This is a genomic window from Clostridium nigeriense, assembly GCF_050585245.1.
GTDB classification, from domain to species: domain Bacteria; phylum Bacillota; class Clostridia; order Clostridiales; family Clostridiaceae; genus Clostridium; species Clostridium nigeriense_A.
The window spans coordinates 13,198-36,654 of record NZ_JBNOOF010000002.1; the positions used below are offsets into that span (position 1 = coordinate 13,198).

21 protein-coding genes and 1 riboswitch are annotated in these 23,457 nt (G+C 28.2%); of the genes, 20 read left to right on the forward strand and 1 reads right to left on the reverse strand.

Translation table 11 applies throughout. From position 1 onward, the window contains the following. Positions 1-219: 219 nt before the first annotated feature. Positions 220-264, reverse strand: a riboswitch (PreQ1 riboswitch). An 80-nt stretch (positions 265-344) separates the two neighbouring features. Further along, positions 345-683, reverse strand: a complete 339-nt coding sequence (locus tag ACQPUY_RS03460; RefSeq protein WP_430839536.1) for a hypothetical protein — start codon at positions 681-683, stop codon at positions 345-347. Positions 684-1,059: 376 nt separating this feature from the next. On the opposite strand from ACQPUY_RS03460, the gene ACQPUY_RS03465 reads away from it, so the two are divergent. The 20 genes from ACQPUY_RS03465 (at position 1,060) to ACQPUY_RS03560 (ending at position 23,405) form a co-directional block, all read left to right on the forward strand. Further along, positions 1,060-1,320 (forward strand): DUF4190 domain-containing protein, encoded by a 261-nt coding sequence (locus tag ACQPUY_RS03465; RefSeq protein WP_430839537.1) that lies wholly within the window; start codon positions 1,060-1,062, stop codon positions 1,318-1,320. A gap of 322 nt (positions 1,321-1,642) precedes the next feature. After that, complete coding sequence (locus tag ACQPUY_RS03470) at positions 1,643-3,502, forward strand: beta-glucoside-specific PTS transporter subunit IIABC (protein WP_430839538.1); 1,860 nt, start codon at positions 1,643-1,645, stop codon at positions 3,500-3,502. 4 nt (positions 3,503-3,506) lie between these two features. Beyond that, complete coding sequence (locus ACQPUY_RS03475; protein ID WP_430839539.1) at positions 3,507-4,976, forward strand: glycoside hydrolase family 1 protein; 1,470 nt, start codon at positions 3,507-3,509, stop codon at positions 4,974-4,976. A gap of 37 nt (positions 4,977-5,013) precedes the next feature. Next, positions 5,014-5,853 carry a PRD domain-containing protein gene (locus tag ACQPUY_RS03480; protein ID WP_430839540.1) on the forward strand — a complete coding sequence of 280 codons (840 nt, stop codon included), beginning with the start codon at positions 5,014-5,016 and terminating at the stop codon, positions 5,851-5,853. Positions 5,854-6,100: 247 nt separating this feature from the next. After that, positions 6,101-8,695 (forward strand): polysaccharide deacetylase family protein, encoded by a 2,595-nt coding sequence (locus ACQPUY_RS03485; protein WP_430839541.1) that lies wholly within the window; start codon positions 6,101-6,103, stop codon positions 8,693-8,695. Positions 8,696-8,721: 26 nt separating this feature from the next. Further along, complete coding sequence (locus ACQPUY_RS03490; RefSeq protein ID WP_430839542.1) at positions 8,722-10,587, forward strand: glycosyltransferase family 2 protein; 1,866 nt, start codon at positions 8,722-8,724, stop codon at positions 10,585-10,587. Beyond that, the gene (locus ACQPUY_RS03495) at positions 10,577-12,262 is read left to right on the forward strand and encodes a glycoside hydrolase (RefSeq protein WP_430839543.1); all 1,686 of its coding nucleotides are present in this window, start codon (positions 10,577-10,579) and stop codon (positions 12,260-12,262) included. The genes ACQPUY_RS03490 and ACQPUY_RS03495 overlap by 11 nt, the downstream gene beginning before the upstream one ends. A gap of 11 nt (positions 12,263-12,273) precedes the next feature. After that, positions 12,274-13,362, forward strand: coding sequence for a glycosyl hydrolase (locus tag ACQPUY_RS03500; RefSeq protein WP_430839544.1), 1,089 nt, complete (start codon positions 12,274-12,276; stop codon positions 13,360-13,362). Between the two features lie 5 nt (positions 13,363-13,367). Next, positions 13,368-13,601 carry a hypothetical protein gene (locus ACQPUY_RS03505; protein ID WP_430839545.1) on the forward strand — a complete coding sequence of 78 codons (234 nt, stop codon included), beginning with the start codon at positions 13,368-13,370 and terminating at the stop codon, positions 13,599-13,601. A gap of 244 nt (positions 13,602-13,845) precedes the next feature. Further along, the gene (locus ACQPUY_RS03510) at positions 13,846-14,574 is read left to right on the forward strand and encodes a MurR/RpiR family transcriptional regulator (protein ID WP_430839546.1); all 729 of its coding nucleotides are present in this window, start codon (positions 13,846-13,848) and stop codon (positions 14,572-14,574) included. 273 nt (positions 14,575-14,847) lie between these two features. Beyond that, on the forward strand, positions 14,848-15,153 hold the full coding sequence (locus ACQPUY_RS03515) for a PTS sugar transporter subunit IIB (RefSeq protein WP_430839547.1): 306 nt from the start codon (positions 14,848-14,850) through the stop codon (positions 15,151-15,153). Positions 15,154-15,196: 43 nt separating this feature from the next. Continuing rightward, complete coding sequence (locus ACQPUY_RS03520) at positions 15,197-16,531, forward strand: PTS sugar transporter subunit IIC (RefSeq protein WP_430839548.1); 1,335 nt, start codon at positions 15,197-15,199, stop codon at positions 16,529-16,531. 17 nt (positions 16,532-16,548) lie between these two features. Next, entirely contained in the window at positions 16,549-16,872 is a 324-nt protein-coding gene (locus ACQPUY_RS03525) for a PTS lactose/cellobiose transporter subunit IIA (RefSeq protein ID WP_430839549.1), read from the forward strand. A gap of 140 nt (positions 16,873-17,012) precedes the next feature. After that, positions 17,013-17,555: a phosphatase PAP2 family protein gene (locus tag ACQPUY_RS03530; RefSeq protein WP_430840246.1), complete on the forward strand. Its 543-nt coding sequence runs from the start codon at positions 17,013-17,015 to the stop codon at positions 17,553-17,555. Between the two features lie 78 nt (positions 17,556-17,633). Continuing rightward, complete coding sequence (locus ACQPUY_RS03535; protein WP_430839550.1) at positions 17,634-17,825, forward strand: hypothetical protein; 192 nt, start codon at positions 17,634-17,636, stop codon at positions 17,823-17,825. Positions 17,826-18,103: 278 nt separating this feature from the next. Continuing rightward, positions 18,104-19,051, forward strand: a complete 948-nt coding sequence (locus ACQPUY_RS03540) for a PucR family transcriptional regulator (RefSeq protein ID WP_430839551.1) — start codon at positions 18,104-18,106, stop codon at positions 19,049-19,051. A 114-nt stretch (positions 19,052-19,165) separates the two neighbouring features. Further along, complete coding sequence (locus tag ACQPUY_RS03545; RefSeq protein WP_430839552.1) at positions 19,166-20,380, forward strand: maltose ABC transporter substrate-binding protein; 1,215 nt, start codon at positions 19,166-19,168, stop codon at positions 20,378-20,380. Positions 20,381-20,479: 99 nt separating this feature from the next. Continuing rightward, positions 20,480-21,397 (forward strand): ABC transporter permease subunit, encoded by a 918-nt coding sequence (locus ACQPUY_RS03550; RefSeq protein WP_430839553.1) that lies wholly within the window; start codon positions 20,480-20,482, stop codon positions 21,395-21,397. 1 nt (position 21,398) lies between these two features. Continuing rightward, entirely contained in the window at positions 21,399-22,295 is an 897-nt protein-coding gene (locus ACQPUY_RS03555; protein ID WP_430839554.1) for a sugar ABC transporter permease, read from the forward strand. Positions 22,296-22,382: 87 nt separating this feature from the next. Further along, positions 22,383-23,405, forward strand: coding sequence for a LacI family DNA-binding transcriptional regulator (locus ACQPUY_RS03560; protein WP_430840247.1), 1,023 nt, complete (start codon positions 22,383-22,385; stop codon positions 23,403-23,405). The last annotated feature ends 52 nt before the right edge of the window (positions 23,406-23,457 follow it).

The window sequence follows — 23,457 nt, forward strand, 5'->3', positions numbered from 1 at the left end:
AATTTCCTAAAGAGTAAAAAAGGAACGAACTATACAGTTCATTCCATCACAAATAAAATAGGACATAATTTATAAAAAGTTATTTACAGCATAAGCTTTTTATAAATTGCTAGAAATTAAAAAGGACTATTAGTAAATAATAGCCCTTATAAAAATCTAGTTGTTATTTCATTGAAATTTTATACAACAAAAATAATCTAATTTAAAATAAATTAAATTAGGGTCCTAGTTTTTTATAGAGGGATGGTTACGAACCTCTCTCAGAATCATTCTGAGTATATAAATTTTACATTATTAGTATATAACAAAAAATAAGTTTTTCCAAGATTTTAAGATAAATTATATTATATAGAAGAATTTAGATCATAAGAACTTGAAGCAATTTCTATAAGGTAATCTTTATCTATTATTTTATAATATTTACCTGTTTTATTTAATTTATTATTATTGCAGAATGTATTAAGAACTCTTAATAAGTGTCTATAGCTAGTGCATAAAAGCTCTGCACATTCTGTTAAGTTATAATGAAATATATTATCTGTAGAGTTGTTTAGTATAAATGAAGCTAAACGACTTTCTAATGAATCAAACATAGTAATGCAAGTATTACTATTCATGTAACTAAGCCTTTCACCAAGATTCATACAAGTATATCTTAAAAATTTTATATCATTAAAAAGCATTTCCCTATGTTTTGCAAGAGATATTCCTATACAATAGCCATTTGTAGTGGCTTGAACTGTAGCTGTAGGAGGTTTTCTCCATAGGCTACATGTTTCGCCTAAAATTTGTAGATGTTATTGATGTTTTAGAAGAAAGCAAATTTTTAACATGTGTCAAGTTTTAATATAATAGTTAGATTAGTATTTTAAATTTGTGAATCGAAGATTCTAATGTTGAATGAAAGTAGATAGATTTGTGAAAAAACGGATCTATCTATTTTTTTATAGTATAAATTTACTAATATTAAATATAATGGTATACATTTTTTGGAAGATAATATAATATAAAAGTATAAATTATATTTGTTTATAAAATATTTAAAAAGGGGGACTTATCTTGGGCGAATATAATAATAGTTTAGAGAATAAAAATAACTCTACAAACGGAATGGCTATAGCTGGATTTGTTTTAGGTCTTGTTTCATGGTTTATAAATTTCCTTGGTTTAATTGGAATATTAGCAATAGTTTTTTCTGCAATCGGATTATCACAAGTTTCAAAGACATCTCAAAAGGGAAAAGTATTTTCTATTATTGGACTAGTATCTGGAATTATTAATGTGATTTATGCTTTTATAGTAATTATTACAATATTCTAGTATATCTTAGTATTAAAAATGAATATAAGAGAATTTATTTTATTAGAACACTGAGAATTTTCAGTGTTCTATATTTATTAAAAAAAAATTTTTGAAAAGTAAAGATTTACATTGACTAATTAGCTAGGATATAGTATTATAATCTTAGTTAATGTTTAGACATGTGACTGGTAATGCAGGCAGGATCTAATAAAAATAACACTATTTTTACGTGTTACTTTTATTGGGTCCTTTTTGCTTTTTTAAATTGATATTGGCCAAATTCAATTAGTAAATTCCAGAAGTTAAACTAAATTTCAAATTATAAAAGGAGAAATTGATTATGAAAAGTTATAGAGAAACAGCTATAAATATTTTGAAAAATGTTGGTGGAGAGAAGAATGTAGCATATTTAGAGCATTGTTCTACTCGTTTAAGATTTACATTAGTTGATGATAAAAAGGCAAATATTAATGAATTAAAGAAAATTGATGGCGTAGTTGGAGTAGTTACTTCAGCACAATGTCAGGTGATTATTGGTAATGAAGTTATAGAAGTTTATGATGAAATAATGAAAATTGCTAATATTGGACAAGGAGAAGGAAATAAGGCTCCAGAAGGCAATAAGAAAATAGGTGCAACTATACTTGATTTTATAGTTGGTGTTTTCCAACCGTTAGTTCCAGTAATTGCAGGGTCAGGTATATTAAAATCTTTATTATTACTTTTAGCTATGTTTGGGGTATTAGATAAATCAAGTCAGTTATATAATATATTAAATAATATTGGAGAAGCAGGATTTTATTTCTTACCTATATTCGTAGCAAGTACTACTGCTTCTAAATTAAAATCAAATAAATTAGTATCAATTTCAGCAGTAGCAGCTTTAATTTTACCATCAATGACAAGTATAATGGCAGAGGGAGCTTCAATATTTGGACTACCTATTACAAATATTAATTATACTTCTCAAGTATTCCCAGCGATACTTTGTGTGTTATTCTTAGCTCAAGTAGAAAAATTATTTACTAAGATATCACCAAAAGCAATTCGTATATTTTTTGTACCACTTATGACATTATTAATTACAGTACCAGTTACTTTAGTTGCTATAGGACCATTAGGATATTTCTTAGGACAAGGTTTCACAAGTTGCATATTATTCTTATATAGTAAATTGGGATGGGTGGCAATTGCTATTTTAGCTCCAGTTTTACCATTCTTAATTTCAACAGGAATGCATAAAGCCTTAGTACCATACGCAGTATCATCTATTACAGAAATGGGATACGAACTTTTATATTTACCAGCATCATTAGCACATAATATTTCTGAATCTGGAGCATGTTTTGCAGTAGCCCTTAAATCAAAAGATGATAAGACTCGTTCAACAGCAATATCATCTGGAGTATCAGCATTATTTGGTATTACAGAACCAGCACTTTACAGCTTGACTATTCAAAATAAGAAGGTATTATCAAGCGTTATGGCAGGTAGCTTTGTGGGAGCAACATTTATAGGTATATTTGGGGTTAGAGGATTTGCAGCAGTAGGACCTGGTCTTGCAAGTATTTCAATGTTTATTTCAGAAGAGCTACCTAAAAATATACTTTATGCAATAATTGGTGCATTAATATCTTTTGTAGTTGCTTTTGTTGTAGGTATTATACTTTGGAAGGATCAAAAGGAAGATGTTATAGAAAAAAGTAAAGAAGAAGTAGTTCAATCAGATGATTTAAATAAGGAAATTACTTTAGTAAGTTATGCAAATGGAGAAGTTGTTAATATTGAGGATGTAAAAGATGATATGTTTTGTCAAAAAATATTAGGTAATGGAATTGCTATAATGCCTAAAGATGGAGCTCTATATGCTCCTTGTGATGGAACAATAGAAACTGTATTCCATACAAATCATGCAATTGCGATTAAATCAAATTGTGGGAAAGAAATTCTTCTTCATGTAGGTATAGATACAGTTAAATTAGAGGGAAAGTATTTTGAGGTAAAGGTAAAAGTTGGAGATAGAGTAAAGGCAGGAGATTTACTTTTAAACTTTGATATAGATGCAATTAAAAGAGAAGGATATGATACAATAATTCCAATGGTAATTACTAATATGGAAAATGTTGATATTCAACCTAAAACTCAAGGTAATACAAAAGTAGGAAAAGATTTAGTTTTAGTTAAAGCAATGGAGGTATAGAATAATGAGTATTAAAAAAGGATTTCCAGAAGGATTTTTATGGGGAGGGGCAGTTGCTGCAAACCAAGTTGAAGGAGCATGGAATGTAGGAGGAAAAGGTTTATCGGTTGCAGATGTTGCAATGTTTAGATCTAATATAAGTGTTACAGATTATAATGGTCATGTTGGTATAACTAGTGAACAAATACAAAAGGCAATAGAAGATAAGAGTTCTGAATTATATCCAAAACGTAGAGGAATAGATTTTTATCATCATTATAAAGAAGATTTAGCATTATTTGCTGAAATGGGATTTAAAGTTTTAAGAGTTTCTATAGCATGGAGTAGAATATTCCCAACAGGAGAAGAAAATGAACCAAATGAAGAGGGCTTAAAATTCTATGAAAATTTATTTTCTGAAATGAGAAGGCTAGGAATAGAACCATTAGTAACTTTATCTCATTATGAAATGCCATTAGCATTAAGTCAAAAGTATAATGGATGGGTTGAACGTAAGGTTGTAGACTACTTTGTAAAGTTCTGTACTGTATGTTTTGAAAGATATAAAGATTTAGTAAAACTATGGTTAACTTTCAATGAAATAGATAGTATATATCGTCATCCATTTACTACAGCAGGTATAGTAGCAGATCGTTGTGAAGAAGGAAAAGAAGAACAAGATATATACCAAGCATTACACCATCAATTTGTAGCATCAGCTATTGTGACAGGTGAATGTCATAGAATAATAGAAAGAAGTAAAGTAGGCTGTATGCTAACTAAGCTTACAACATACCCATTAACATGTAAGCCAGAAGATATTTTAAAGGCTTTAAATGAAAATCTTAATAACTACTTTTACTCAGATGTACAAGTTCGTGGTAAATATCCAGAACGTATAAAAAGAATGTTTGCTGAAAAAGGTATTGTTATTGAAAAGAATGAAGATGATGATAGAATATTAGAAGAGAATACTGTTGATTTTGTATCCTTTAGTTATTATATGTCATTAGCTGCATGTGAAAATGAAGAGGAGATGGAAAAAACAGCAGGAAATACGATTATGGGAGTGAAAAATCCATATCTTCCACAAACTGAATGGGGATGGCAAATTGATCCAGTTGGATTGCGTATATCATTAATTGAATTATATGACCGTTATCAATTACCATTATTTATTGTTGAAAATGGAATGGGAGCTGTTGATAAAATTGAAGAAGATGGTTCAATAAATGATGATTATAGAATTGCATATTTCAGAAGTCATATGATAGAGATGAAAAAGGCAGTAGAAGAGGGGGTAGAGCTTATGGGATATACAAGCTGGGCTCCAATAGATTTAATTAGTGCAGGAACATCTCAAATGTCAAAGAGATACGGATTCATTTATGTAGATCAAGATGACTTTGGAAATGGAACATTAGAAAGAAGACGTAAGAAATCATTCTACTGGTACAAGAAAGTTATTGAAACTAACGGAGAAGATATGAACTAAGGATTAATTAAAATAAATTAATGTTGAGAGGGATATTATGCTAATCATAAAGAAGGCTTTGAATTCTAGTGTATTATTGGTTGAAGATGATAAGAAACAAGAATTTATTATATTAGGAAAAGGCATAGGATATGGACGTAGAGCTGGAGAAGAGATAGATGATAATGATGAAAATCAGATTTTTATGCCAGTTGAAAATCCAACAGCTAAAAGATTAATGGAGATGATTAATTCAATTCCTGCAAAATATTTTGAATTAACTCAAGAAATTATTAATTATGCTACTGAAAAGTTAGAAACTACATTTACAGATAATATATATTTACTTCTTACAGATCATTTAAGTTTTGCAGTAGAAAGATATAATAATGATATTATGGTTTTTAATAGAGTTTATTGGGAAATTAAAAACTTTTATCCAAAGGAATTTAGTGTTGGAGTCTATGCATTAGAATTACTTAATAAGAAATTTAATGTTAATCTTCCAGAAGAAGAAGCTGCTAATATCGCCTTTCACTTAGTTAACGCACAAAGTGGAAAAAGTTATCAGCATGATGCTATGAGAGCAGCAAAACTTATTTCAGCTGTAGTTAATTTAGTTAAGTATGCAACAAATCAAGATTTTGACACGGAGAGTTTTCATTATTCAAGATTTATTTCTCATATGCAATTTTTTGCAGAAAGATTTTTTGCTGAAAAATTAATAGATAGTTCTGATGATTTTTTATATGAGCAAATAAAGCACAAACATGCTTCTTCAGTAAAATATGCAGAAAAGGTTGCTCAATATATTTATAAAACATATAACAAAGAACTACCTAAAGAAGAAATAGCATATTTAGCAGTTCATATACAAAGATTAATATCTATAGATTAAATTATGAAAGGACCTAGATTTTAGGTCCTTTTAAAATTTTCTGATAATGAATTAAATTACTTAATGTTTATTAAAACAATATTTTTTTGAGTTATTTTTAGATTATTAAAAATAATTTAAATACCAAATGTTGTAAATAAAATATATTATTGCTATAATGAATCATGCAAAATCTAATTAAAGGTAAAAATAATGGTTATATGAGAAATACATTGTTTTTGTTAATTTATAAATCGGAGGAGAGAAAATGAAGAGAAAGATTGTGCCTATAATAACAATAATATTATTATTAGCTTTATTTATAGGACTCTATGCTTACAGACATTATGGGATAGATAATAGTTCATTAGGAGTAAATCCAATTGATGATGAGAAATATGATTCATCATATGAAACTAAACTAGCAATAGAAAAATATAGTATTAATAAAAAAGCTAAAGTAATTAAAGATATTGATACAGAATCTAATATTATTGCTTTAACCTTTGAGGGAATAAATGATACAGAGGTTACAGAGGAAATACTAGATTTATTAGATTTATATGATGTTAAAGCAACTTTTTTTATTACAGGAGTAGAGGCTGTTGAAGATCCTAGTACAGTAGAGCTGATAAAGGAATATGGACATGATATAGGTAGTGGAACTTTATCAGGGACAAAGGATATGCAAAATTTATCAAAGGAAGATTTAATATCAGATTTCTCTAGTGCTAATAAGGTGTTAAAAGAGATAGTTAAAAAGAATGCGAGATTATTAAAATGTAGCTCAACAGTATATAGTAATGAATTATTAGCTTCAGCATATGCAGCTGGAAATAGATATGTTGTAAGTCCAGACTATTATTTAAGTTATCAAAGTTTTAAAGATTATGAAGAAGTACAGAGTTATATAAAGAAGTTATCTAAAGGAGAAATTATATCTATAAAATTAGATGGAGTTTTAGATGATTTTGAGTATAATAAATCCAGCTCAGAAGAAGAACCTGCAATAGATAAAAAATCTACTATAGATGAAACTCAAATAGATGAGTATGATGTAAGTATCGTAGATATAGTAGAGTGGATTTTAGATTCAATTACAGAACAGGGAATAACACCAGTTCAAGTAAAAAAATTACCTATTATAGATAAGACAATCGATACAAATGAAGAAGAAGAACTTACAAAGCCTAATACTACTTATATTATAAATAATATTTATAATGAAGTTATTAATAAAGAAGAAATAAAAAATGAAGTAAATAAGAATGAAGAAAAAGAAGAAATTAATTTCTCTGAAATTAATTTAAATGAATTAATAGAAAAAAATAACAATAATCTTTCGCCAGTAGTTTCAAGATTTTTTACAACTCAAGAGGCAGTAACATATACATTTAGAGGAATAAGTAATGGAAAAGTGTTAGATGATGTATTGGAGAGTCTTGATAAATACAATGCTAAAGGAACGTTTTTTGTAACTAAGGAAGACATAGAAGATTATCCAGATAGAATAGAAAAAATTATAAATGCTGGTCATGAAATTGCTAATGGAGGAGTAACTTCTAGTTCTAAAATATTAAGTAAAACTACTGAAGAAATATGCAAAGAAATTTATGAAGTTGATAAATTATTGAAGAAAAAAGGAATTTACACTAATGCATACATGGCTGGATATGGATATTCAAATTCCAATATTCAAGAAGCCATATCTACAATAAGGCAAATAAGTGGTCTTGAAAATTATGAGCTAATCACCTATACAAAGGCACCTATTCTAGGAAAGTATAGAAATATGAGTGCTGAAGATATTGTTAGTGATTACTTTAATATAAATTCTTATGTTTCATTAAGCAAAGGTGAAATTGTGTATTTTAGATTAGATTCAGATATATTTGAAGATGAAAATCAAATTTCAAATATTATAGAAATTTTAACAGAAAGGTATGTAAAAAATGGGTATGCTCATAGATATAATGAGAGGACAAGCTCCTATGATATAGCTCAAGTACCATTAAACTACAATATAACCTCTGTAAAAAATATACAAAATACTATTGAGGGCACGAATGGATATGGTAGATATAGTATTTTATCTAATTATAAAACCCTTGAAAAGATTAATAGTGATAAAGTTCTTGATTTAATTAGAACTAATTATATAGGCAATGTGTATGTACCACTATATGGTTTTAGTGATGAGGAAGTAGTGGGAATTGATACTACTGGAACCATAAACACTAACGGTGAAGATGTAATATTCTTTACATTTGATGATTGGGGCGGTGATCCTATTGTTAATGAAATATTAGATGTATTAAATAAACATAATGTAAAAGCATCATTTTTTGCAATAGCAAGGTATTTTGATATAGATAGTAATTTATCTAATATTAATCCTAATATACTTAGAACAATTGCTTTAAATGGGCATGATATAGGTAGTCATACGTATAGTCATGAATTACTAAGTGAAAGTAAAGAGACACTAGAGTGGTCATTAACTGAGTCATATAATGCTATGGCTAAGGTAATAGGTGATTTAAATTCTCTAAAGCAATATTTTAGACCACCAACATTATATGTTGATAAGGATGGGTTATCATCTGTATTTGAAAGTGGATATAAGTACTCAATTAGCGGAAATATATCTACTCATGATTATGAAAGTAGCTCTTCAGATAAGATAGTCAATACTATTGAATCACAGCTAAAAGAAGGAGTAGGTAATGTAATAGTAATGCATATGAATAACCAAAGTTATTATACAGCAGAAGCATTAGATAAGTTCCTTACTAATAATGAAAATGGAGTATACGGTAAGAAGTATAAAATTGCAAAGCTTAGTGATTATCTGGAAAATTAAAAGCTTTTATATAGGGAGGAGTAAGCTTGAAAATTAAATATAAGAAGAAAAAAGTTAAAGATGATGAAGATATTTTATTAGAACCAGAAAAGGATAGAAGAATTTTATCTAATGTTCCAGATAAAAAAGGTATAAGAAAAGGAATTGATCGTAGAGGTCAAAAGATGATAAATAGCAATAAAAATAAAACAACTGCATTCATTAAAAGTAGTAAAGCTGGAATAAGGTATGTTACAGAAATTGATGTAAAAGTAAAATATAAAAATTCTAAAGAAGAAAATGAATTTATAGTAAAATCTAATAATATATCTACTACTGGAATATTAATAAAACTAGAAGATAAAAGTCAGTTAGAAGCAATTAATGAAGCTGACTATTTAAAACTACAGTTTAGAATATTACCAGGTTCGATGCCTGAAGGCTATGAAATGAAAGTTAAAATAAGAGGCAAGAAAGCAAGAGATATGCTTGATAAGGATGGAAATATATTATGTGGAATTGAATTTCTAGAAACCTTATCTGAATATTCAAATAGGAAAAAAGATAAATATTTTTTGGCTATGTCAAGTATATTATTATTTTTCATAAGCTTTTTTATAATATTAATGAGGGCAGAGAGTATAATTTATTTTAAGTTTAATAAATGGATGTACTTGTACAGTATAATAGCAGCAATATTTTTATTGAGTAGATATCTATTTGGTGCATTATACAAGCCTGTTCCAATTGACTCTAATTATACCCCGGGAGTAACTATAATTATTCCTTGTTTTAATGAAGAAAAATGGATACAAAGAACAATTATAGGATGTATTAACCAGGAGTATCCTATTGATAAATTAGAAGTAATAGTTGTAGATGATTGTTCTAATGATAGGTCTGTAGAGAAAATTAAGGAAACTATAGAAGAGTTAAAAAAAGAAGAGAGATTTGAAGTTGATAAAAGATTAAAGTATTTTGTCCAAGAAAAAAATATGGGTAAAAGAGAAGCACTGTGTACAGGAGTTTTAAATGCAAAACATGACTTAGTAGTTTTCGTTGATTCAGATAGCTTTTTAGATCCATTTGCAATTATTAACTTAGTACAACCCTTTAAGGATCCTAAAATGGGAGGGGTATCTGGTAGAACAGATGTGGCTAATACATATACTAATGTATTAACTAAAATGCAGTCAGTTAGATATTATATAGCCTTTAGAATAATGAAGGCGGCAGAAGGATATTTTGATGCTGTTACATGTTTATCTGGACCACTTTCATGTTATAAAAAACAAATAGTTATGGACAATATGGAGGCATGGAGAAATCAAACTTTTTTGGGGCAAAAAGCTACCTTTGGAGATGATAGAGCTATGACTAATTTTGTTTTAAATAAACATAGAACTACTTATCAGGATACAGCTATTTGCTCTACTATAGTTCCTAATAAGTATAAGGTGTTTTTGAAACAACAGATGAGATGGAAAAGATCATGGCTTAGAGAGTCAATTATTACAGGAAAATTTATATGGAAGAAGGAACCCTTCATGTCTATCTTTTTCTATACGGGATTATTAGTTCCTATATTAGCTCCAATTGTAGTTGTGTATAATCTTATTTATGTCCCTATATTTCATAATGTTTTTCCAACAACCTTCCTTGTAGGATTGTTGATGATGGCATTGATGATGAGCTTTGCACAAATGTTTTTTAGAAAGAGTACAACATGGATATTTGGAATGATATTTTGTATATTCTATGAAGCAGTATTACTTTGGCAAATGCCAATTGCTTGGGCAACATTCTGGAAATCAACATGGGGAACAAGAATGACTAAAAGTGATATAGAAGCAGAAAGAAAAAGAACAATAATGAAAAAGGGAAGACAAGGAGGAATTAATAATGAAGTATAAAGAAATTTCTCCTAAAAGAAAAGATAGAAAAAAGATTATTAGAGGTACTATACAAGCATTGATATTATTAGTCTTATTAATAGTAGCTATAAGAGCAATATTTACATTTTCAGAGTATAGTCCATATGATCATAATGTTGTAAGTAATAATGATGACAATGGTTTTGTTGTTATATCTTATTTTGGAGTAGATAGAAGTGGAACTAATAAACTAATAAGTACAGAAGCATTAGAAAATCAATTAAAAGCTTTAAAGGATAATGGATATGTTACTATAACCCAACAAGATGTTTTAGATTATTATAATGAAGGTAAAGCATTGCCAAGTAAGGCGTTATTACTATTGTTTGAGGATGGTAGAAGAGATACTGCAATTTTTGCACAAAAAATAATGGAGAAGTACAATTATAAGGCAACAATGCTTACTTATGCTGATAAGTTTTCTAAGAATGATCCTAAGTTTTTAATGCCAAAGGATTTAAAAGAACTTGTTAAAAGTTCTTACTGGGAACTGGGAACAAATGGGTATAGACTGGAGTATATAAATGTTTTTGATAAGGATGATAATTATTTAGGAGAGTTAACTTCTAATGAGTTTTCTGAATTATCAACTAATATTAGAAGAAATTACAATCACTATTTAATGGATTATATTAGAGACGAAAATAATATACCAAAAGAAACTTATAGTGAAATGAATGAACGTATAGATTATGACTATGAAAAATTATATGAGATTTATAATAAAGAGTTAGGAAGTGTGCCAAGCTTATATGCTCTTATGCATTCTAACACAAGTCAATTTGGAACAAATGATAAGGTTAGTAAAATTAATGAAAAGTGGATTAATAAAATTTTTAGTATGAATTTTAATAGAGAAGGATTTTCTTTAAATACTAGAGATAGCTCAATATATGATTTAACAAGAATACAACCACAGGCATATTGGTCAACAAATCATTTATTAATGAGAGTTTGGGATGATACTAAGCAAGATATAAATTTTGTTGTTGGAGATGAAGAAAGATCAAAAAGTTTTCAAAATATAAAAGGTGAAGCAGAATTTAAAGATGATACTATTATTCTTACATCATTACCAGAAGATCAAGGAATTATTAAGTTATTGGATAGCGAGGATTTTAAAAATATTAAATTATCTGTAGAACTTAATGGAAATATAATAGGTTCACAAGCAATTTATCTTAGGGCAAGTGATGATTTACAAAGTAATTTAAGATTTAAGATTATTAATAATAATATTGAAATTACAGAAAGCATAGATGGTAAAGAAGAATTACTATATTCAAAAGATTTGAATGATGGAAGAGATGTTGATGACATTGATATAAATGAAAAGGGAAATAAGAAAGTAAGTATAATATTAAATGAAAATAAACTTGATATTACATTAGATGGAGAAACAGTAGTAGAAGGACTAGAAGTACAAAGCACAGAAAAAGGAAGTGTTTTCCTAGAATCAGCTTGGGGAGAGTATGGATATAGTCAAAGAAATATTGCAGATGATGTTTATGATGGAATATTTAAAAAGCTAAAGGTTACTGAAATAGATGATACAGTATTATATGATGGATCACTAAAGGGAACTGAACTTATTAAATATAACATTAAAAATTATTTTGGAAAAGTTATAAATTGGTTTATAACTAACTTATAAGAAGAGGTAATATGATTAGAAAACATAAAAATCTTTACATTATGATTGGAATTTTAACATTAATAGTAACTTTATTATTGTTATTTAAATTAATAGATAATAGCAAAAATATTGAAGAAAATAATGTAACTACACATGGAGATAATGTATTTATAGATGATGATAAGAGTGGGACTTTTACAGATTTAAGCAATTTATCTTCTTGGGTTGTATATTGGGACTTAGATGTAGATAATGAGATAAAACAATTAGATAATGAATTAAGTAGTATTTCATATTTCTCAGCAAATTTTAATGATAAAAATAAACTTGTAATTCCTGAGAAGCTAATAACATATTACAATGAAACTAAATTATATAGTTTTAAAAAGTATATTACTATTGTAAATGATGTGGTTTATGATGATGGAAAATCTTCTTTAAAAGATACCAATGTATTAAATGAAGTTCTAAGGGATGAAGAATCTAGAAAAAATCATATTAATGAGATAATAGACTTAGCTAGTAAATATGAATTTGATGGAATAGAAATTGATTATGAACAAATTAAGGATGACTTAGATTTATGGGATAATTTCTTGTTGTTTATTGATGAGCTATATAGTAAATCAATTTTAAATAATTTAGATTTAAGGGTAATGCTAGAACCTAATGCCCCTATAGAGAAATTAGATTTTATAGAAGGGCCAATCTATGTAATGATGTGTTACAACTTACATGGGGCTTTTAGTGAACCTGGTGAAAAGGCAAACGAAGAGTTTATAAAATCTCTAATAGAAAAAATGAAAAAAATAGATGGAAATAAGAGTTTTGCTATAGCTACAGGAGGATTTGATTGGGGAGAAGATGGTAAGACTAAATCAGTATCCGAATTAGAGGTTAATAAAATATTAAGTGAATATGATGTAGATGTACAAAGAGATGAGAATAGTAAATATCTATATTTTAAGTACATGGATAAAGATAATATAAAGCATGAAGTATGGTATGCTGATAAAATTACTTTACAATGCTTATATAAACCAATAATAGAGGCTGGATATAATGTTAGTCTATGGAGATTAGGCGGAAATTTATTTAATAATTTTGTGGGAGGATAAGGGTTATGCATAAAGTTGAGATAAATGGAGTGCAAATGAAATTTATAAGAGGATTTTTTGATAATTACCAAGATGACAAGGTTAAGCTAACAGTTTTTGATGATAAAAATAGAATTAAAATAATTTACTTAGCTGAAACAGAGTTATCAGCTGTAGATTTAGAGAAATATTTAAAGTCAGAATTTAAGAGAAAATCACCTTATGGGACAAGTCTTTACTATACAATACATGTAAAATAAAGTTTATGTTAAATGAGAATTGGAAATATTACTTGAAGCATTTTTATATGAATTAAGGATGTAGGAGATAGATATCCATAAGGATAATTTAGATAAAAATAAAAAAGTCTCTTTTTATTAGTATAAAAACATAATGAAAATAAAAGGAGAATACATTTAAGTATATAGAAAAGTAAATTGGCTGAGATCTTGACAGAGGAGATTTCAGCCTTTTTTAAAATTATTATATTTAAAGGAGATTAGTATGTTTAGTTATAATAAGATACAAAGTTTAAATGAACTTGAGCTATCATTGTATAACTATATTATGAGAAATAGTGAAAAAGTTATTTATATGAGGATAAGAGAGTTAGCAAAAGAAGCTCATGTTTCAACTACAACTATATTAAGGTTTTGCAAAAAACTAGATTGTGAAGGATTTTCAGAATTTAAAGTTAAATTCAAAATGTATTTAGATCAATCTGGTGGTAAAGGGTTAGCAGATAATACTTCAATGATAATAGACTTCTTAAAAAAAGCCCAAGGAAAAGAATATATAGAAAAAATAGATTTAGTTTGTGATGAATTGAATAAGGCTAATACTATTATATTTATTGGAATAGGATTCTCTGGAATAATATCTAAATATGCAGCTAGATATCTTTCAGCTATTGGAAGAAACTCTATTTATATAGATGATCCATTCTATCCTTTAAATTTAAAATATAGTGAGAATTACGTTGCAATGGCTTTTTCAGTTTCTGGAGAAACACCAACAGCTATAGAGCATATTAATAGACTTAAGAAAAAGGGTTGTAAGATAATAAGTATTACTAATAATGAAGACTCTACAATAGCAAAGATATCTGATATAAATATTGGATATTATGTACAGCAAGAAAAAACTGAAGAGGATGATATTACAACACAAATACCTGCATTATATATTATAGAAATCATAGGCAAAAAATTATATAAAAATTATAAGGGATAGAGGAGTCTATCCTTTTTTTTTGAAAAAATACCCTGTTACTATCATTAATAAATATATTGAAAAGTAATATAAAAACTATGGTAAAGTAAGACAAATTGTTATTTTTATGTGACAAATTATATATAAGGGAAGTCTGTTTTTTTAGGCGTGAAAATGATTACAAAGAGAGCTTGGAAGGATATAATTTAATTATAAAGAAAGAATAAATTGGTATTGGAAGATGGATGCAAAGAGAGTAAGCTCAGGCATAATGTAAATTTAGGGGGAATTAGTATGAAAAATATTTTATTAGTTTGTGCAGCAGGAATGTCAACTAGCCTTTTAGTAAATAAGATGAAGGCTGCAGCAAAGGAAAAAGGAATAGAAATACACATTGAAGCTTTACCGGTTTCAGAATGTTCAAGTGTTATAGATAAAATGGATATTGTACTTCTTGGACCACAAGTAAGATTTCAAAAACCTCAAGTAGATGCATTAGTTAAGGGAAGGGTACCTGTTGAAGTAATAGATATGAGATTATATGGGACCATGAATGGAAAAGTCATTTTAGATAATGTATTAAAAACTCTTGGCATTTAACAAGAAGTTTATAATAAATAAAAAGATAAAAGGGGGAAAAATAATGAGTATTATGACTAAGCTAGAAAGCAGTATGGAAAGACTACTTGTTCCTATTGCTACAAAGTTGAATGCGCAAAGACATATTGTTGCAATTAGGGACGCATTTATCTTAACCTTCCCATTAACAATGGCAGGCTCACTAATGGTATTAATAAATAATGTTTTACTTCATCCAGATGGATTTATAGCAAACCTTTTACACTTAGGAGATTTAATTCCTAATTTAGCAGACTATCAAGCTATATTTGCACCTGTTTTAAATGGCTCTTTAAACATTTTAGCAATTTTAATAGTATTTTTAATAGCAAGGAACCTTGCAAGATCCTTAGGCGCTGATGATCTATTAACAGGACTTACTGGAGTATCTGTATTCTTTATAATGTATCCTGCAGCAGTGGATGGAAGCATTACAATGACATATATGGGACCTCAAGGTCTATTCGTTGCAATAATAGTTGGATTATTAGTAGGCGAACTATTATCAAGACTTTCAAAGTCATCTAAACTTGAAATTAAGATGCCTGAGCAAGTTCCTCCAGCAGTTTCTAGAACATTTAAGATATTGTTACCAATAATAATAGTAACAGTTGGTTTCTCAATCCTTAACTTTATATTAGATAAAGTTACTAATGGTGGAGGAATTCACACTATAATTTATAATGTATTGCAAGCTCCGTTAACTAAACTTGGAGATAACATTTTTTCAGTAGCAGTTATGGTTTTAGTATCAAATTTATTATGGATAATGGGTATTCATGGACCTAACACAATTGCAGCAGTAAGAGAGACTATGTTTGCTGAAGCAAATGCCGCTAACTTAGCTTACGCACAAGCTAATGGAACAGCATGGGGAGCACCATTCCCAACAACTTGGGTTTTAACTGATGCCTTTGCTAACTATGGTGGTTCAGGTATGACATTGGGATTACTTATAGCAATATTCATATTCTCTAAAGCAAAGGATCAAAGAGATATTGCTAAATTATCCATAGGACCTGGATTATTCAATATTAATGAATCAGTAATATTTGGTTTACCAATAGTATTAAATCCAATATATATAATACCATTCTTACTAGTACCTATAGTAAATGTTTTTATTGGATATGGAGCGATATTCTTTAAGATTATTCCACCAATAGCTTATGGGGCTGTGTGGACTACTCCAGGACCACTTATTCCGTTTATAGGAACTGGTGGAGAATTTATGGGACTTGTAGTAGGATTTGTTTGTTTAGCAGTCAGTGTATTAATTTATGCTCCGTTCGTAATTGCATCAAATAAAGCTGCTATAAAGATGCACGAAGAAGAAGTAGCAAATACAGAAACTATGTAATTAGGTAGGAGAAAAAAATGAATGAACTAGAATTAGTTGCTTTTGAAATAATAAGCAATGTTGGCATGGCTAAATCTTTGGCTATGGAGGCAATAAGAGAAGCAAGAAATGGGAATTTTGAAGAAGCTGAAAAAAAGATAGATGAGGCTAAAGTTTTTTTGCTAGAAGGACATCATGCTCATTTTGATTTAATTCAAGATGAAGCCAATGGTAAAAAGATAGAGTTCTCATTAATAATAATGCACGCAGAAGATCAACTCATGAGTGCAGAAACTATTAAAGATTTAGCTATAGAGTTAATTGAAATGAACAAAGAAATTAAAAAAATAATATTTAAATAAAATAGGGATTTAATGGTGATTATAAGAGTTACATTCTTGTAATCACCATTTTGGAGTTAAATAACTTGTACAAATTATACATAAAATGTATAATTGTTAAATAAATATAATTACATAAAATAAATGAAGAGGTTATTATGATAAGTTTTATAAGTAATATTGATATAAATACTTTACATTTTATTAAAGAAAATTTCTCAAATCCAGTTATGGATAAGTTAATGGTAATAATAACAAACCTAGGAGATAAGGGCTTTATTTGGATATTAGTAGGCATTATTTTATTAGCTCAAAGGAAGTATAGGAAAGTAGGATTTATTTTATTAATAGCTTTACTTATAACTTCTATAATTGGTGAAGGAATAATAAAAAATGTAGTTCAAAGACCAAGAGCTTTTATAACGTATCCAGATATAAATATAATAATTAAAGCTCCATCATCTTTTTCATTTCCTTCAGGGCATACTGCATCATCATTTACAGCAGCAGTAGTTATCGGATATTATATGAAAAATTGGAGAGTTATAGTTTATGCGCTAGCTTCATTAATAGCATTTTCAAGATTATATCTTTTTGTACACTATCCATCAGATATAATTGGTGGAATTTTACTTGGAGTTACATGTGCTCTTTTAACAATTAAACTATTAAATAATGTTAATCTAAAGAAATCAGTAGAATAAATTTATTTACCTAACTAAGTATAATTATATTTTAATGGTTAAATATAATTATATATCTTAGTTAGGAGGTGTAAATCTATGGGTATGGAAGAAATAGAAAATAAAATTAAAAAGCTATATAAATATGTTAAATCTGGTAGATTGACCCAAGAGATTGCTGATGAAATATCTGAGTTAGTTGAAAAGGTTGAGGAAATGGGAGACGACGTTAAAGATAACGTTGCATCAATGGTTAATGATATGAAAAAAGCATTAAAAAAGATGAAGTAATATAAAATATTTATTAACACATAAAAAGCTGAATTATTCAGCTTTTTTGTTTTTTAGGAACAGATTCACTTTAAATTAATATTCTTAAAATTTATTATATATTTGTGAAATTGTACAAAATAAATCTTCTAAATTGTGCAAATATACTATTGAATAAAAACGATTGCAGGAATATAATTTAATTACAAGAAAAATTTGGAAAAAATATAAGAATTTTAATTGTAGTTTTTGGAAACGTTACCTGTTTCAAGTCAAAGTAATTTATTCGGAGGGAGATTATGTATGGATTAAAAAGCTCCTTTAAAAAAATAAGCGAGAAAATTCAAATTCCCTTCAAACTAAGTGAAAAAAATGGAGTTGTATTAGCAGACTTTCTTAAAGGAGATAATTCTAAGGTTATAAGTAGTATAATTAAAATTCCAACAGAGGAATTGCTCTTAGAAACTTATGAGAATTATAGTAATTGTATAAGCTTATTAAAATGCTTCTTAGAACAAGAACTAAATAATGCAGTTAAATCAAAGGAAGAAATTATATTAGGTATATTAAAGGAAAAAGAATTTTCAGATGATAGTCTAAAAGAAGTTATTAAATACAAGCCCTTTAAATTAATATTACTATACTTAGAAGAAAAACAATCAAAGGTATTAGACTTTATTAAAAGTAAGTATGAGAAAGAAGAAAATATTATAGTAACACAAGATAAATATATATTGATTATAAGCAAAAATGATATTAGTGATGAAAAAATTAATGATTTATTTGAATCAATAAGCAAAAATATAAAAGAAAAGGTTTATGTAACTTACTGTAAGATAAATGAATATAAAGAGCTTAAGGAGAGATTTGAATATTTAAAAGATAATATAGAAATTTGCTTAAAATACAATTTAGCCTCAAAGGTTTATAGTGAAAATTCTTTATTGCTTGAAAAGATGGTTAATAATGCTAAACATGAAGAAGTTATTAGAGTATATAAGCAATATAATGATTTATTTTCAAAATTAGATAATGATTTAATAAAAACAATCGAGGTATTTTTTGTTGAAGGACTTAAGATCACAGAATCTGCGGATAAGCTATATATTCATAGAAATACATTATTCTACAGAATAGATAAGATAAAGAAGATAATTAATTATGATATTTCTAACTTTAATGAAGCACTAGAGTTTAAAATATTATTTTTACTTTGGAAAGAAGCAATTTATAGTAGTAAATTGTAGAGTTTTTCGGAAACGGTACCGGAAAGGGTATCTGAAAATGTTATCAAAAAGTTAATAAACCTAAAAGGGGTTTATAATATAAAGATTTAAATTAGATTTTGGGAGGAATTTATTATGGTTAAACGTTCAAAATTATTAGCAATTTTAATTGCTGGATTAATTACTACAACTGCCTTTGTTGGTTGTGGCTCAAGCAGCTCTGATGGAGGAACAAGTTCTGATTCAGGGGAAAAGAAAACTTTAACAGTTTGGTCTCACTTTACAACTAATGAAGTTCAGGAGTTTGAAAAGGTAGCTCAGGCTTGGGGAGAAGAAAATAATGTAGAAGTTAGCGTTGTTGAAGACCAAGGTGAATGGCAAGCTATGATTCAAGCTGCTCAAAGTGATAATGGGCCTGATATAATGTTAGGTATTCCACATGATAACTTAGGAACATTCCAAAAGGCTGGAGTTACAGCAGAAGTACCAAGTGGTATTGTTTCAGCAGATAAATACACATCTGATGCACTAGTTGAAGCAGTTACATTAGATAGTAAGATTTATGCAGTTCCTTTTGCACAAGAAACAACTGCAATGTTTTATAATAAGGATTTAGTTAAAGAAGTTCCAACAACTATGGAAGATTTAGTAGAACAAGCTAAAGATGTTGGATTTGTATATAATATTAATGATTTCTATTTCTCATATGCATTCTTATCAGCTAATGGTGGATATGTTTATAAAGATAATAATGGAACATTAGATCCAACAGATATAGGGCTTGGAAATGAAGGAGCAATAAAAGGACTTCAATTTATTTCTGATTTAGTAAATAAGGATAATTTAATGGCAGCGGATATTACAGGAGATATAGCTCAAGGTGAATTTACTTCTGGAAAAGCTGGATTCTATTTCTCAGGTCCATGGGATGTTTCAGCAGCTGAAGAAGCTGGATTAAACTTTGGTGTAATTCCAATGCCAACACTTGGTGGAAATACTACAAGTACTTTCTTAGGTGTTCAAACTGGTATTGTTAATGAAAATTCTAAGAATAAAGATTTAGCATGGGATCTTATGCAAGAATTTATTGATAAGGGACAAGATATAGTATATAAAACTGGTAATAGAATTCCTGTAGCTAAAGACTATACTATTGAAAGTGAATATACTAATGCCTTTGTAGAACAAGCTAAAGTAGCTACACCAATGCCTAATATAGTAGAAGTTCAAGCTATGTGGACTCCAGCAAATAATAACTTAATATTATTAACTTCTGGACAAACTGATGCAGCAACTACTGCTAAGAATATAGTTGATCAAGTTACAGAAGGTATTAAGCAAATTAAATAAAAGATTAAACTAATAGAGATGGTGATGTTGCACAATAAATATTAATGATGATGTTCTTGTGACAGCCCCATCTCTATATAAAACAAAGGGGGACTTTATATGGGCATGAAGAGTAAAAGTCATAAAGCTTATTATTACTTAGCACCAGCACTTATTTCAATTCTAATATTCACAGTAATGCCAATAATATCAACAGTATATTATGCTTTAACAGATTATACTCAATACTCTAAAGGTGAAATAAACTTTGTAGGATTAGCAAATTTCAAAGAAGTGTTAACAGGACCTTTTAAGGAAACTTTTTTACCTGTATTTGGATGGACGATGATTTTTGCAATAGTTTCAACTCTTGGATGTTTCTTATTAGGTTTAATTTTAGCATTAGCACTAAATAACCCCAATATAAGAGAAAGAGGATTTTATAAAGGCATATTAATATTACCTTGGGCATTACCAGCAACAGTTGCTATACTTTCATTCCAAGGATTATTTAATGGAAGTTACGGTCAAATTAATAATTTATTAATGGCATTACATTTAATTAAAGAGCCTATAAAGTGGTTGACAGATCCTAACTTAGCTAGGGTGAGTATATTAATGGTTAATATATGGCTTGGATTCCCATATATGATGAATGTGGCTTTGGGATCATTATCAGCAATACCAGAAGTTTATTATGAAGCTGCAATGGTAGATGGGGCAAGTAAATGGAAGCAATTCACAAGCATAACATTACCATCAATAGCTAAAACAGCTTATCCATTAATAATTTCATCATTTGCATTTAACTTTAATAACTTTGGATCTGCATATCTAATAACCCAAGGAAACCCACCTAGATTAACAACTCAATTTGCAGGTTATACAGATATACTAGCATCAGTAAACTATAAGCTTTCAATACAATTTGGGAGATTTGAAATTGCATCAGCACTTAGCATAATAATCTTTGTAATAATTGCATCAATTTCATTTGTTCAAATGAAAGCATCTGGTCAGTTTGAGGAGGTTGAATAAAATGCAACAAGTTGATACAAATTTAAAGATAGCTACACAAAAAGAAAAAAAAGTAGTGTATAAAAAGAAATTAAGACCTGATGAAATAAGGACAGCTTGGATAAGTAGAGTTTTTATATGGTTTATGTTAATAATTACTGTTTTTCCTATAATAGCTGTAATCTCAGCTTCAATGGCAAAAGGAAATGCGTTTACACAAACAACATTTTTCCCTAAAGAATGGACATTAGAAAATTATACAAAGGTAATAGAAAAAACTCAATTTTTATTATGGGTTAGAAATTCATTAATAATAAGTTCAATAGTGGCTGTTATTCAATTACTATTATCAGTTCCAGCAGCATTTGCTTTTTCAAAATTAAAGTTTTGGGGAAGAAAAAAAGGATTAATGAGTTTATTAATACTACAAATGTTCCCAACAACAATGGCTTTACCTGCAGTACTTGGTATAGTATTTGCATTTAACTTAACTAATAAACCATGGGTTTTAATATTAATACTAGCTGGTGGAAGCGCCTATAATATATGGTTATTAAAAGGGGCTATAGATGGTATTCCTGATGAATTAGTAGAAGCAGCATATATAGATGGGGCATCTACACTTAAGGTGTTTTATTCGATAATATTACCCCTTCTTAGAAATATGTTAATAGTAATATTCTTATTAGCGTTTATTAGTGCATATAGTGAATTTATGTTTACTTCAGCAATATTAAAAAATGCAAATGTTCAAACTATAACTACAGGATTACAAAAGTTTATTACTAATAATTTCTCTGCTAACTGGACTCAATATTCAGCAGCGGCAGTAATGTCAGCATTACCTATAGTAGTAATATTTATGATTTTCCAAAAATATATAGCAACAGGATTAGTTTCAGGATCAGTAAAAGAATAATTCTATATTTATGAATTATATTAGTTTAATTATAATAATATATGGAAACGTTACCGAATAATTTGTCGAAACTTGGAGGGAGTTATGATAAACATAAGAGATATTGCTAGAATATCTGGAGTAGGGGTTAGTACAGTTTCACGTGTAATCAATAATCATCCAGACGTTAAAGAGCAGACTAGAGAAAGAGTTTTGGAAGTAATAAAAGAAAATAATTATATACCAAATAATAGTGCAAGAAATTTAAAGAAAAATAATACAAATAATATTGGTGTTTTAATCAAAGGTGTATTTAACCCATTCTTTTCAGAAATGTTAGATTCAATAAGTAAAAGAATATCTAAGGCAGGATATTCAATGATATTAGAACATCATGATTATCTAAGCGACGATGAAATGAACAATTTAATATCTATGATAAAGGAGAAAAGACTACAAGGAGTTATATGCCTTGGAGGAAACTTCACAGAAGTAAAGAATGATGATTTTAATGATATTGCTGTACCAGTAGTATTAACATCTATAAATCACAAATATGGAAAGGAGTTTTCTAACTTTTCATCTGTATCTATAGATAATGAAAAGTCAGCATATTCAGCTACAAAATATCTTATAGATTGTGGTCATAAGAATATAGCTATAATGCTAGGTGATGAATATGATATTGGGATTGGTCACTTAAGAGAAGCTGGTTATTTAAATGCTCTAAGTGATAATAATATAAAGTTTAATAAAGACTATAGAATCTTAGGAGATTATGATTATAAAGGTGCTTATGAAGAAACTAATAGGTTAATAAAAAACCATAAAGAAGTAACAGCTATATTTGCAATATCAGATATAATGGCTGTTGGATGTGCAAAGGCCATAAAAGATAATGGATTAGAAATGGGTAAAGATATAGCTGTTGTTGGATTTGATGGTATGGATATAAGTGAGTTTTATAATCCTACTATTACAACAGTTATTCAGCCTAAATTAGAAATGGCAAAAATTAGCGTTGATTTATTATTAGATTTAATGGCAAATAAAACAGATAATAAACACATTATTTTAAATACAGAGCTTGTAGTAAGAGAATCATCGACTAACTTTAATATTAACCCTTAAACAGAAATTCTAAAATCTCTTATAAAATTAGTTTTACTAAGGAGATAAAAGA

Coding starts and splice junctions, on each gene's coding strand:
- ACQPUY_RS03460 (WP_430839536.1), bottom strand. CDS start 683: ATGCTTTTTAATGATATAAAATTTTTAAGATATACTTGTATGAATCTT.
- ACQPUY_RS03470 (WP_430839538.1), top strand. CDS start 1,643: ATGAAAAGTTATAGAGAAACAGCTATAAATATTTTGAAAAATGTTGGT.
- ACQPUY_RS03475 (WP_430839539.1), top strand. CDS start 3,507: ATGAGTATTAAAAAAGGATTTCCAGAAGGATTTTTATGGGGAGGGGCA.
- ACQPUY_RS03480 (WP_430839540.1), top strand. CDS start 5,014: ATGCTAATCATAAAGAAGGCTTTGAATTCTAGTGTATTATTGGTTGAA.
- ACQPUY_RS03485 (WP_430839541.1), top strand. CDS start 6,101: ATGAAGAGAAAGATTGTGCCTATAATAACAATAATATTATTATTAGCT.
- ACQPUY_RS03495 (WP_430839543.1), top strand. CDS start 10,577: ATGAAGTATAAAGAAATTTCTCCTAAAAGAAAAGATAGAAAAAAGATT.
- ACQPUY_RS03500 (WP_430839544.1), top strand. CDS start 12,274: ATGATTAGAAAACATAAAAATCTTTACATTATGATTGGAATTTTAACA.
- ACQPUY_RS03505 (WP_430839545.1), top strand. CDS start 13,368: ATGCATAAAGTTGAGATAAATGGAGTGCAAATGAAATTTATAAGAGGA.
- ACQPUY_RS03510 (WP_430839546.1), top strand. CDS start 13,846: ATGTTTAGTTATAATAAGATACAAAGTTTAAATGAACTTGAGCTATCA.
- ACQPUY_RS03515 (WP_430839547.1), top strand. CDS start 14,848: ATGAAAAATATTTTATTAGTTTGTGCAGCAGGAATGTCAACTAGCCTT.
- ACQPUY_RS03520 (WP_430839548.1), top strand. CDS start 15,197: ATGAGTATTATGACTAAGCTAGAAAGCAGTATGGAAAGACTACTTGTT.
- ACQPUY_RS03525 (WP_430839549.1), top strand. CDS start 16,549: ATGAATGAACTAGAATTAGTTGCTTTTGAAATAATAAGCAATGTTGGC.
- ACQPUY_RS03535 (WP_430839550.1), top strand. CDS start 17,634: ATGGGTATGGAAGAAATAGAAAATAAAATTAAAAAGCTATATAAATAT.
- ACQPUY_RS03540 (WP_430839551.1), top strand. CDS start 18,104: ATGTATGGATTAAAAAGCTCCTTTAAAAAAATAAGCGAGAAAATTCAA.
- ACQPUY_RS03545 (WP_430839552.1), top strand. CDS start 19,166: ATGGTTAAACGTTCAAAATTATTAGCAATTTTAATTGCTGGATTAATT.
- ACQPUY_RS03550 (WP_430839553.1), top strand. CDS start 20,480: ATGGGCATGAAGAGTAAAAGTCATAAAGCTTATTATTACTTAGCACCA.
- ACQPUY_RS03555 (WP_430839554.1), top strand. CDS start 21,399: ATGCAACAAGTTGATACAAATTTAAAGATAGCTACACAAAAAGAAAAA.